Raw genomic sequence first — 8,046 nt, forward strand, 5'->3', positions numbered from 1 at the left:
TTTATGGTAACGCAGAAGATATATATTGAACTAAAGGCGTTTGACCATTGCCTGCTCGATGGGTCTGCCCGCAACATAATTCTGATCGCAAGGAGAAGCGGCGCCAAGGTGAATGGTCCAGTGTTTTTCCCTCGCAGGATTGCGAAGTTCATTGTTAATCGCTCGACCCATGTCGATAAGAAGTCTAGGGAGCAGTTCGAGATCAGAACGCACAAGAGGTTGATTAGCCTACCGAAAGCTAATTCCGCTATACTTCAGGCCCTCATGAGTCTCCAGCTTCCAGCTGGTGTTGATGTCAAAGTCAAGGTTGTAGGAGGGTAGCGTGGCGACTGGGAGCAGGGTTGGTTTGTTGATGAAGAAGGTTGGCAGCACCGCGGTGTTTGGGGATGCAGGTGCCAGGGTTCCTGTGACTTTGCTGCTGCTAGAGGACACTTTCGTTGTTGACGTGAAAAGTCGTGATGTGCACGGGTACAACGCGGTTGTGCTTGGTGTACGTCGTCCTGGGCGCCTAAACAAGCCGCAGATATGCGCACTTAGGAAGAAGGGAATAGACGTTGATTGTCACTTATTTGAGTCTCGTGTGGACACTGTGGATGGCGTTGAGCCTGGTGGCAGGGTTCTGGTAGATCACTTTTTCCAGGGCCAGTTTGTGGATGTAGCTGGGCGCTCGATAGGTAGGGGTTTTGCTGGTGTTATGAAGAGACATAATTTTGGTGGGCTACGTGCATCTCACGGTGTTTCCATATCTCACAGGTCGCAGGGGTCCACGGGGCAGTGCCAGGATCCTGGTAGAGTGTTTAAGGGCAAGAAGATGGCTGGGCACATGGGTCATACCATGTCGGTTGTGCAGAATCTCAGGGTGGTCCTGGTAGACTCCGAGAGGTCTCTACTTGTTGTTGAGGGCACCAACGTCCCTGGGCCTTGTGGGTCGTATGTTCTGGTGAGAGATGCTGTGAAAAAGCCTGTGCCAAGGGAAGGTGGAGTTGTGGCTACCCAGTCTCCTGTGGGCGCTGCTGGTTGAGGAAGTGAGGGGCGTTCATGGAAGTTAATGTGGTTAACATCAAAAATGAGGTGGTTGGCAAGGTGCAGCTCAGCGCCGAGGTGTTTGGCGTACAGCTCAGGCGTGATGTGCTGAGAGATGTGGTGACCTGGCAGCTTGCCAAGAGAAGGGCTGGTACGCACAAAACTAGGTGCATATCCGATGTTTCTGGTACCACGGCCAAGCCTTATAGGCAGAAGCATACCGGTCGAGCTAGGCAAGGTAGTTTACGCAGCCCACAATTCCGGGGAGGCGCGGTGGTGTTTGGTCCTGTGAATAGAAGCCATGCGTACTCTCTGAACAAGAAAGTGCGCAGATTAGGGTTGAAAGTTGCGCTGTCTATGAAGGTTTCCGACAGCAAACTTGTAGTACTGGATGACTCGGGTTTGCTTTTGGAAAAAACCGCGGATGCGCATGTTGCTTTTGGTAATTTCGGTGCACATGGGTCTTATTTAGTAGTTGCCGAAACGTACGAAGATAAAGTCATGTGTGCGTGTAGGAATCTTCCGAACGTTGACCTACTGAAATACGCTGGCATAAATGTCCTCGATATACTGCGGCATGATTGTGTAATTCTGACCGTTGGCACGGTTAAGTGTCTTGAGAGTAGGTTGTGTAATGGATAGCTTTTCGGTAATTGCTTCTCCCGTGGTTACGGAGAAGTCGGTTTCGCTAGGTGAGGGACACAGTAGATATGCGGTGTACGTGGCTGTCGGTGCTACCAAGCCCCAGGTCAGGCGTGCTATAAAGCTGCTGTGTGGGGAGGCGCCCACTGATGTGTGCTCGCTTAGGGTCAAGGGTAAAAGGAAGCGCTGTAAGGGTGTTCCCGGAAGAAGGAAAGATAGGAAAAAGGTGTACTTTTCTCTACCTAAGGGCAAGGAGTTTAAAATTGTGGGGGCGGCGAAATGAGTCTTAAAGTTCTAAACCCCGTCACTCCGTCCCTCAGGGGGACCGTTATGGTTAACAGGGTTGCGCTGTGGAGGGGTAAGCCCGAAAAGTCTCTGGTCGTTGGTAGAGTCTCCAGTGGGGGCAGGAATGCACATGGAGTTATCACTGTGCGCCACCGTGGAGGGGGGCACAAACGGCTGCACAGAGTGGTAGACCTTAAGAGGAACAAGGATGGTGTGCAGGCTGTTGTGCAGCGGTTGGAATATGACCCGAACCGTACTGCTTTTTTGGCCCTGGTACGCTATGAGGACGGTGAGTTGTCTTACATTCTGGCCCCTGATGGACTGAAGGTCTCCGATGTGGTTGTTTCCGGTGTTGGGTCGGACGTGCTTCCTGGGAATTGCTTGCAGCTGGGCTCAATACCGGCTGGAACCTTTGTGCACAACGTAGAGCTCAGGCCGTGCGGTGGTGGTATCATAGCTCGGGCAGCTGGTAGCTATGCCCAGGTTATGGGTAGGGATGGTGCGTATGTCCTGTTAAGGCTTGGTTCTGGAGAGGTGAGGAAGATTTTGGCGTTGTGTAGGGCAACCGTGGGCGTTGTTTCGAATTTGAACAATCAGAACATAAAGCTAGGTAAGGCCGGTAGAAATAGGTGGCTTGGTTTCAGGCCTACGGTTCGTGGTGTCGCCATGAACCCCGTGGACCACCCGCACGGTGGTGGAGAAGGTAAAACTTCGGGTGGTAGGAACTCTGTTACTCCATGGGGTGTACCGACTAAGGGTAAAAAGACGCGGAAGCGTGGCAAGCATAGCGACAAGTACATAAAAGTTTCGTCTGTCAGGAAGAGGTAGTTTGCATGTCTCGATCGATTAAAAAGCCTCCTTTCTGTGCCCCTCATGTGCTGCGTCTCGCAAATAGGGCGATTGCATCCAACCGGAATGCGATCATAAACATACACTCAAGGTCCTCGGTGATCCTGCACAAGTTTATAGGGCTGACTTTTGGGGTTCATAATGGAAGAACCTACGTACCTGTAAAGGTGACTGACAATATAGTGGGGCGCAAGTTTGGCGAGTTCTCTCCTACTAGGCGGTTTCTGGGGCATGCGGGTGACAAGAAAGTGTCCAGGAAGGGTTAGTTTATGACTACTGTTATCAGTGCTAGAGTGTCGGGTCTCAGGTCTACGCCCTCTAAGTTGAATTTGGTTGCGGACCTGATAAGAGGTCAGGACGTGTCCACGGCCGTGATGTACCTTAAGTTTTGCAGGAAGAAGGCCGCATTTCTTGTTGGAAAGGTGCTCAAGTCCGCTGTAGCTAACGCTAGGGCCAACTACGACGTCGACTTGGATAGTTTGTACGTGAAGGAGGTTTTAGTTGGTAAGTCCTTCACTCTGCGCAGGGTTCGGCCCAGGGCGCGGGGTAGGGCATGCAGGATAAGAAAGCGGTATGGGAGCGTTGTAATTAGATTGTTGAAAAGGTAACTTATGGGGCAGAAGTCTAATCCTATTGGATTAAGGTTAGGGATAGTCGGGACTTGGGATTCGCTGTGGTATGCTGGCGGTGGGTATGCGTCCAAGCTGCACGAGGACCTTCTTCTGCGCAGTTTTGTCAAGAAGACTTTTCACCATGCTGCGGTCAGTAGGGTTGTTATTGCCAGGAAGGTTGATGCTGTGATAATAAACATACACTCTGCGCGTCCTGGTGTAATAATCGGCAAGAAAGGTACTGATATAGATAGGGTCAAGCAGAAGATTGCCCAGATGGTCAATCACGATGTTGAACTTCATATAGTAGAAGTGAAGAAGCCTGATCTGAAAGCTGCTCTGATAGCTGAGAACATAGCGCAGCAGTTGGAGAAAAGGGTGTCATTCAGGAGGGCTATGAAGCGTGGTGTTCAGAACTGCTTGAAGCTTGGTGCCAGAGGAGTTAAGGTTAGTTGTTCTGGGCGGCTAGGTGGAGCGGAGATTGCGAGGACCGAGTGGTACAAAGAGGGCAGCGTGCCTCTGCATACTTTTAGGGCTAACATAGACTATAGCTGCGCTGAAGCTAAGACCATATACGGGATTGTTGGTGTGAAGGTCTGGGTATATGTGGGCGATTCTAGAACTGGGGGTGAGTGAGAACTGTTATGTTATTTGTGCCGAAAAAAACCAAGTACTCTAAGAGCTTCAAGGGGCGCATCAAAGGTCAGACAAAGGGTGGTAGTGAGCTGGCTTTTGGTTCATGTGGACTTAAAGCGCTGGAGCCATGCAGGCTGACTTCTAAGCAGATTGAATCTGCCAGGCGCAGCATATCTAGGAGTCTTAGACGTGTGGGGAAGGTGTGGATAAGGGTGTTCTGTCACCTTCCGGTGAGCAAGAAGCCTGTTGACGTTCGTATGGGTAAGGGCAAAGGCAGCATAGAGATGTGGGTGTGCAGGGTCCAACCAGGCCGGGTGTTATTTGAAATAGGTGGGGTTTCATCTGTTTTGGCTAGGGAGGCCCTTAGGAAGGCGAGTGCGAAGTTGCCCATGAGGTGTAGTTATATTGAAGATGGGTTGAGGTAGGTTAGGTATGGGTTCTTCTGTAGACATGAAGGGGCAGTCTTCTAAAGAGCTGCGTGAGAAGCTGGCGTCCCTGCGCAGGGATTTGGTTGCTCAGGTGTTTGAGAGCAAGGAAGGTTCGTCTACCAGCAGTGTCAGACGGAGTGCTATCAAGAAGGAGATAGCAAGAGTGCTTACCACGCTGAGTTGGAGAAGAGTGAGAGGGGATGATGTCTAAGGGAGTCCTAGTGGGTGTCGTCACGGATGCTAGGCGAGATAAGACAGTAAAAGTCTCGGTCTACCGCATGGTGCACCACAAAGTGTACAAGAAGATTGTCAAAAAGTGCAGAATCTACTCTGTGCACGACGAGCACAATAGGTGTAAACGTGGTGATGTGGTCAAGATAAGAGAGCACATTCCCGTGTCTGCTACCAAGAGGTGGATTGTGGTGGATAGTTGAGGTAACTTCTGTATGATACAAAAAAACGCGATCTTGGATGTAGCAGATAATTCGGGCGCCCGCAAAGTGCTGTGCATAGGGTTTTTGGGTGGAAAGAAGCGCGCCTTGGTGGGGGATGTTATTGTTGTGTCTGCTAGGGTTGTTGCGCCTAGAGGCAAGGTTAATAAAGGTAGGGTGTATAAAGCTGTTGTTGTGAGGACCAAGGGCCCGATTCGTCGTTTGGATGGCAGCACTATCAGGTTTTCCAGTAATGCTGTTGTGTTGGTGAACGACCAGGGTGACCCTCTGGGTACGAGAGTATTTGGCCCTGTTAGGAAGCTGCCCGTTGGTGAGTTCACCAAGGTTATGTCCTTGGCTGTGGAGGTTTTGTGATGGCTAAGATTGTTAGCGGGGATGATGTGATTGTCATAGCTGGAAGCGACAAGGGCAAGATCGGCAAGGTTGTGAAGATTCTGAGAAAGGGGGGGCATGTGGTGGCCAAGGTGGCCGGGGTTGCTCTCTGTCGAAAGAGTGTTAAGCCCTCTAAGGATAGGGAGGGTGGTATTTTCAGCGTGGAAAGGTTTATAGACATTTCCAATATCGCTTTGTTTGATAGTGAGGCTGGTGTGCGCACCAAGGTGGGCTACAAGTTTGTGGATGGAAAAAAGGTGCGGTATCTTAAAGGTTCTGGCCGTGTGTTGGATTAGGTGTATATGCTAGGAAGTTTGTGTAAAGAGGCCGTAGCGCAGTCTCTCATGAGTAAGCTGGGTTGCAGTAGTGTCATGCAGGTACCCAAAGTGGTGAAGGTCTGCCTGAACATGGGTATCGGCATTGGAGCGATGGATAGCAAGGTTATGGATTCATGTAGCAGGGATCTTGCCTTGATATCGGCGCAAAAGCCTGTGGTGACCCGTGCAAGGCGATCTATTGCCGGGTTTAAGATACGTAAGGGGTTTCCCATAGGTTGTATGGTTACCCTTAGAGGTAAGAAGATGTATGAGTTTTTGGACAGGCTGATTAACATAGCACTCCCACGCGAGCGGGACTTCAAGGGGCTGTCTATGTCGCAGTTCGATGGCCATGGGAACATATCTTTTGGAGTGAAGGAGCATATATCCTTCCTTGAGGTGGACTACGATAAAATAGACAAGGTACGCGGTTTTGATGTGAGCGTTGTTACCACTGCGAAAAGTGATTATGATGCCAAGGCTTTGCTTACTGAGCTCGGTTTTCCTTTTGTGAATTAGTTGGGGGTGTAGTGTCTAGAAAATCTGTAGTGCAGAGAAATCTGAAACGCGTTGCTATTTCTGCGCGGTTGTCGGAAAAAAGGCGTGCTCTAGTGCGCATCATCAAGGATGCGAGTTTGCCCATGCAGGAAAGGTTCGCTGCTCAGGTGAAGCTCTCTAAAATGCCTAGGGATTCTTCCTACATTAGGATTAGGAACAGGTGTCTCATCACCGGCAGGCCCCGCGGTTACTACAGGAAGTTTATGGTGTCCCGCATAGTGCTGCGCCAGCTTGGTTCGATAGGGCAGATGCCCGGCTTGACGAAGTCGAGTTGGTAGATAGAAGGAGGTTGGCTGTGTCGTTATCCGATCCGATTGCTGATTTTTTGACCCGCCTGCGTAATGGGCAGGCAGGCATGAACAAGGTAGTTTTTGTGCCCCATTCTAAGGTGGTTAGATCCATATTGGACATCCTGCTTGCGGAGGGTTACATAGAGGGTTTCACTGAGGAGTCTAAGAGTTCAGGAATAAAGTACCTTAAGGTGTGCCTCAAGTACTACAACTGTGCTCCGGTCATTAAGAAAATAGTGCGCGTTTCTCGCCCAGGTAAGAGAGTGTATTCTTCTGCAGATAGGCTGCCGAAGTTTTACAATGGTCTCGGTGTGTACATAGTGTCGACATCGCAGGGGGTGATGTTAGATTACAGGGCGCGTAAACTCGGCATTGGCGGGGAAATTTTGTGCGGTGTTTTTTAGGAGAGTTTGCTGTGTCTAGAGTTGGGGCGATGCCCATAGAGGTTCCTGAAGGTGTGAAAGTGGATGTGTGTGATGGTAATTCTGTCACCGTGATTGGTAAGGATGGGACGTCCTCTTCCTTCTCTTTGTGCCACGGCATACGGGCCGTGCTTGATGGCAGTACCCTGCTGCTTGTGAATGAGCGTCAGTCCTCTCCCAGGGCGAAGGTGATGTGGGGCTCTTATAGGAGCGGCATCAGCAATGCTATAAAGGGGCTATCCAAAGGGTTTTCTGTGGAACTCGAAGTGAATGGCGTTGGGTATAGGGTTGTATGTGACAATAAGTACCTCTCTATGTTTGTGGGGTTCAGCCACGGGGTGAGGTATGTAATTCCGGAGGGGATAGAGATCAAGTGTCCTAAGCCCACACAGCTTGTGATTAAAGGCTCCGACAAAGTCAAGGTACACATGGTAGCAGCTGACATATGCTCGATCAGGCGGTATGATCCTTACAAGGGTAAGGGTATATTCGTTAAGGGAGAGTACGTGTACCGGAAGGAAGTGAGTAAGAAGAAATAGGGTGGAACCGGCTATGTCATTGTGTGATTTAAAAAGGGCTACGAGGCGTAAGAGGCGAGTGAGGCTGAAGCTTAGGTCGCTATCGAGTGTCAGGCTTTCCGTGTTCAAGTCTAACAGGCACTTTTATGCCCAGCTTATAGATGATGAGAAAGGCGCGACTTTGGCAGCCGCTTCCACGCTTGAACCCGATGTTTTGGCCACAGCCAAAAGGCGGGTGAACTCGGAGGCCGCTAGGGTGGTCGCAAGGTTATTTGCCGGTCGCCTAGATGGCTTGGATGCCAACTACCGCAAGTTCGTACTTGATCGTGGTTCATGCAGGTACATAGGTGTGGTAGCTGCGTTTGCAGATGAGTTGAGAAGTCTTGGTTTTGAGTTTTAGGTTGTTCTGAATGAGTGTTGATAAAAAGCCGCGCGCTGCGCACGATTCTCATGATTTGTCAGAGTTGTTAGTGTCTGTACGCAGAGTCTCTAAGGTTGTTAAGGGTGGAAGAAGATTCTCCTTTTCTGTGCTTGTCGTGGTAGGTGATGAGAAGGGTCGGGTAGGCTGCGGCATGGGTAAGCACGCGGAAGTTTCTGAGGCCAAAATCAAGGCGGTAAATGCGGCGAAGAAAAGCATGATCAG

The 8,046-nt window shown here is 50.3% G+C and carries 18 protein-coding genes and 1 pseudogene; all 19 read left to right on the forward strand.

What is annotated here, in order from left to right:
* The first annotated feature begins 3 nt into the window (after positions 1 to 3).
* Positions 4 to 321 (forward strand): 30S ribosomal protein S10, encoded by a 318-nt coding sequence (gene rpsJ / locus GAC_RS03750; RefSeq protein WP_010265314.1) that lies wholly within the window; start codon positions 4 to 6, stop codon positions 319 to 321.
* A gap of 1 nt (position 322) precedes the next feature.
* Positions 323 to 1,021, forward strand: coding sequence for a 50S ribosomal protein L3 (gene rplC / locus GAC_RS03755; protein WP_010265311.1), 699 nt, complete (start codon positions 323 to 325; stop codon positions 1,019 to 1,021).
* Between the two features lie 17 nt (positions 1,022 to 1,038).
* Positions 1,039 to 1,665, forward strand: coding sequence for a 50S ribosomal protein L4 (rplD, locus tag GAC_RS03760; protein WP_011114492.1), 627 nt, complete (start codon positions 1,039 to 1,041; stop codon positions 1,663 to 1,665).
* Positions 1,658 to 1,948 (forward strand): 50S ribosomal protein L23, encoded by a 291-nt coding sequence (locus GAC_RS03765; protein WP_010265302.1) that lies wholly within the window; start codon positions 1,658 to 1,660, stop codon positions 1,946 to 1,948. Before rplD ends, GAC_RS03765 begins: the two co-directional genes overlap by 8 nt.
* The gene (gene rplB / locus GAC_RS03770) at positions 1,945 to 2,778 is read left to right on the forward strand and encodes a 50S ribosomal protein L2 (RefSeq protein WP_010265300.1); all 834 of its coding nucleotides are present in this window, start codon (positions 1,945 to 1,947) and stop codon (positions 2,776 to 2,778) included. Before GAC_RS03765 ends, rplB begins: the two co-directional genes overlap by 4 nt.
* Before the next feature lie 5 nt (positions 2,779 to 2,783).
* Complete coding sequence (gene rpsS / locus GAC_RS03775) at positions 2,784 to 3,065, forward strand: 30S ribosomal protein S19 (RefSeq protein ID WP_010265298.1); 282 nt, start codon at positions 2,784 to 2,786, stop codon at positions 3,063 to 3,065.
* Positions 3,066 to 3,068: 3 nt separating this feature from the next.
* Positions 3,069 to 3,407 (forward strand): 50S ribosomal protein L22, encoded by a 339-nt coding sequence (gene rplV / locus GAC_RS03780; RefSeq protein WP_010265295.1) that lies wholly within the window; start codon positions 3,069 to 3,071, stop codon positions 3,405 to 3,407.
* A gap of 3 nt (positions 3,408 to 3,410) precedes the next feature.
* Positions 3,411 to 4,046, forward strand: coding sequence for a 30S ribosomal protein S3 (rpsC, locus tag GAC_RS03785; RefSeq protein WP_010265292.1), 636 nt, complete (start codon positions 3,411 to 3,413; stop codon positions 4,044 to 4,046).
* A gap of 8 nt (positions 4,047 to 4,054) precedes the next feature.
* Positions 4,055 to 4,471 carry a 50S ribosomal protein L16 gene (gene rplP, locus GAC_RS03790; protein WP_011114490.1) on the forward strand — a complete coding sequence of 139 codons (417 nt, stop codon included), beginning with the start codon at positions 4,055 to 4,057 and terminating at the stop codon, positions 4,469 to 4,471.
* A 7-nt stretch (positions 4,472 to 4,478) separates the two neighbouring features.
* Positions 4,479 to 4,685 (forward strand): 50S ribosomal protein L29, encoded by a 207-nt coding sequence (rpmC, locus tag GAC_RS03795; RefSeq protein ID WP_010265283.1) that lies wholly within the window; start codon positions 4,479 to 4,481, stop codon positions 4,683 to 4,685.
* Complete coding sequence (gene rpsQ / locus GAC_RS03800) at positions 4,675 to 4,908, forward strand: 30S ribosomal protein S17 (protein WP_011114489.1); 234 nt, start codon at positions 4,675 to 4,677, stop codon at positions 4,906 to 4,908. Before rpmC ends, rpsQ begins: the two co-directional genes overlap by 11 nt.
* Before the next feature lie 12 nt (positions 4,909 to 4,920).
* A complete protein-coding gene (gene rplN, locus GAC_RS03805; RefSeq protein WP_010265276.1) occupies positions 4,921 to 5,280 on the forward strand; it encodes a 50S ribosomal protein L14 in 360 nt (119 codons plus the stop codon).
* A complete protein-coding gene (rplX, locus tag GAC_RS03810) occupies positions 5,280 to 5,594 on the forward strand; it encodes a 50S ribosomal protein L24 (protein WP_010265273.1) in 315 nt (104 codons plus the stop codon). Before rplN ends, rplX begins: the two co-directional genes overlap by 1 nt.
* 6 nt (positions 5,595 to 5,600) lie before the next feature.
* A complete protein-coding gene (gene rplE / locus GAC_RS03815) occupies positions 5,601 to 6,134 on the forward strand; it encodes a 50S ribosomal protein L5 (protein WP_010268085.1) in 534 nt (177 codons plus the stop codon).
* An 11-nt stretch (positions 6,135 to 6,145) separates the two neighbouring features.
* Entirely contained in the window at positions 6,146 to 6,451 is a 306-nt protein-coding gene (gene rpsN / locus GAC_RS03820; protein WP_010265265.1) for a 30S ribosomal protein S14, read from the forward strand.
* A 17-nt stretch (positions 6,452 to 6,468) separates the two neighbouring features.
* Entirely contained in the window at positions 6,469 to 6,867 is a 399-nt protein-coding gene (gene rpsH / locus GAC_RS03825; protein WP_010265262.1) for a 30S ribosomal protein S8, read from the forward strand.
* An 11-nt stretch (positions 6,868 to 6,878) separates the two neighbouring features.
* Positions 6,879 to 7,424, forward strand: a complete 546-nt coding sequence (gene rplF, locus GAC_RS03830) for a 50S ribosomal protein L6 (protein WP_010268077.1) — start codon at positions 6,879 to 6,881, stop codon at positions 7,422 to 7,424.
* A 13-nt stretch (positions 7,425 to 7,437) separates the two neighbouring features.
* Positions 7,438 to 7,803 (forward strand): 50S ribosomal protein L18, encoded by a 366-nt coding sequence (gene rplR / locus GAC_RS03835; protein ID WP_010265255.1) that lies wholly within the window; start codon positions 7,438 to 7,440, stop codon positions 7,801 to 7,803.
* Positions 7,804 to 7,813: 10 nt separating this feature from the next.
* A pseudogene (locus GAC_RS03840) lies at positions 7,814 to 8,046 on the forward strand (30S ribosomal protein S5); the annotation flags it as partial.

It is taken from the genome of Anaplasma marginale str. Florida (assembly GCF_000215485.1).
Classification (GTDB): Bacteria; Pseudomonadota; Alphaproteobacteria; order Rickettsiales; family Anaplasmataceae; genus Anaplasma; species Anaplasma marginale.

Coding starts and splice junctions, on each gene's coding strand:
- rpsC (WP_010265292.1), top strand. CDS start 3,411: ATGGGGCAGAAGTCTAATCCTATTGGATTAAGGTTAGGGATAGTCGGG.
- rplE (WP_010268085.1), top strand. CDS start 5,601: ATGCTAGGAAGTTTGTGTAAAGAGGCCGTAGCGCAGTCTCTCATGAGT.
- rplV (WP_010265295.1), top strand. CDS start 3,069: ATGACTACTGTTATCAGTGCTAGAGTGTCGGGTCTCAGGTCTACGCCC.
- rplR (WP_010265255.1), top strand. CDS start 7,438: ATGTCATTGTGTGATTTAAAAAGGGCTACGAGGCGTAAGAGGCGAGTG.
- rplN (WP_010265276.1), top strand. CDS start 4,921: ATGATACAAAAAAACGCGATCTTGGATGTAGCAGATAATTCGGGCGCC.
- rplX (WP_010265273.1), top strand. CDS start 5,280: ATGGCTAAGATTGTTAGCGGGGATGATGTGATTGTCATAGCTGGAAGC.
- rpsJ (WP_010265314.1), top strand. CDS start 4: ATGGTAACGCAGAAGATATATATTGAACTAAAGGCGTTTGACCATTGC.
- rplB (WP_010265300.1), top strand. CDS start 1,945: ATGAGTCTTAAAGTTCTAAACCCCGTCACTCCGTCCCTCAGGGGGACC.
- rpmC (WP_010265283.1), top strand. CDS start 4,479: ATGGGTTCTTCTGTAGACATGAAGGGGCAGTCTTCTAAAGAGCTGCGT.
- GAC_RS03765 (WP_010265302.1), top strand. CDS start 1,658: ATGGATAGCTTTTCGGTAATTGCTTCTCCCGTGGTTACGGAGAAGTCG.
- rplP (WP_011114490.1), top strand. CDS start 4,055: ATGTTATTTGTGCCGAAAAAAACCAAGTACTCTAAGAGCTTCAAGGGG.
- rpsQ (WP_011114489.1), top strand. CDS start 4,675: ATGATGTCTAAGGGAGTCCTAGTGGGTGTCGTCACGGATGCTAGGCGA.
- rplD (WP_011114492.1), top strand. CDS start 1,039: ATGGAAGTTAATGTGGTTAACATCAAAAATGAGGTGGTTGGCAAGGTG.
- rpsS (WP_010265298.1), top strand. CDS start 2,784: ATGTCTCGATCGATTAAAAAGCCTCCTTTCTGTGCCCCTCATGTGCTG.